This window comes from Streptomyces sp. F63, assembly GCF_018070345.1.
Lineage (GTDB): Bacteria > Actinomycetota > Actinomycetes > Streptomycetales > Streptomycetaceae > Streptomyces.
On the sequence record NZ_JAGPXX010000073.1, the window covers coordinates 1 to 1,191 of the forward strand.

Below are 1,191 nucleotides of genomic sequence, written 5' to 3' on the forward strand. Positions count from 1 at the left end.
TTCAGGTGGTGGGGGTGTGGGGTGGGGTGGTGTAGGTGTGGCCGGTGGGGGCGGTCCAGCGGACCTCGCCGGTGTCGGGGTCGCGTTCCGCTTGCCATCGGGTGCGGTGTTTCAGCAGGTGGTGGCGGCGGCACAGGGGCATCAGGTTGTCCGGCTCCGTCGCTCCGCCCGCCGCTGGATTCTCGTGGTTGAAGGGTTGGATGTGGTCCAGGTCGCAGCGGTGGGCGGGCATCTGGCAGGAGGGGAAGGCGCAGGTGCCATCCCGGGCGATGACGTGCCGTTCGGTTTCCGCGGTGGGACGGTAGGTGGTGGGGTCGGTCTTGATGAGCACACCGGTCTTCGGGTGGGTGATCAGACGGCGCCAGATGGTGCCGGGGGCGAAGGCCACCTCTCGCGCCTGTGCGGCGCTGATCGGCCCGTACCCCTTGAGCTGTGCCGGTTCCTCGTCCGCTCCGATGAGGGTGTCGAGGGAGACGGTGACCTGGACGACAGCGGCTGAGCGGCCACCGGGAGCAGCGTCGGGGACCGGCCGGTTGACGACCAGGTCGTACAGGGCATCCACGCGCTTTTGGTTCAGCGTGCGGTCGTTGTCGGTGAAGGTTGCGGCGTGGGCGTCGATCGCGGCGTCCAGTTCAGCCGCCTGCGGGGTGGGGAGGAACGCGGTCCAGGTGGCCATGCCGTCCTCGGCCGGCCGGTGCCAGATGGTGCGGTCCTCCCGCCGCTTGCGGTGCCGCCGCTCCGCCCCCAGCGGATCGGCTTTCAGCACCGCCCGGTTCAGGGCACGGCGGGTCTGTCCCACCGACTGGGTCGGCATCTTCGGTGCCACCATCGCCTCGACCCGCGCGGCGGCTTCCGGGTCCAGGGTGGCCGTGGTCTCGGTGACGGCCTTCGCCTGCAGGTAGCAGATCTCCCCACGCTCCAACAGCCCCACCGTGGTGGGAAACCGCCCCTCCAACGCGGTGGCCACCGCCAGCCGGTCCGCAGCCGTGACCCCCGAAAGCCTCAGCGCACAGGCAACATCCTCACAAGCGAAGTCCCAGTCGTAATCCACCCATCCGATCTCATTCGGCACCGCCTCCAGCGCATCCGCCTCGATATCGGCCAGCAAACCCACCTGCTGCGCCTGAATCCACGCGATGTGCCGCTCCCACGCCCGGAGCGCATCGATCCGCCCCGCCCGGGACAACTCCC

At 69.9% G+C, this 1,191-nt stretch carries 1 protein-coding gene; it reads right to left on the bottom strand.

All coding sequences use genetic code 11. The features are described from left to right. Window position 1 precedes the first annotated feature (1 nt). Window positions 2–1,191: HNH endonuclease signature motif containing protein (locus tag KBZ10_RS28955; RefSeq protein WP_210990716.1), on the bottom strand; the 1,190-nt coding region annotated here is incomplete at its 5' end.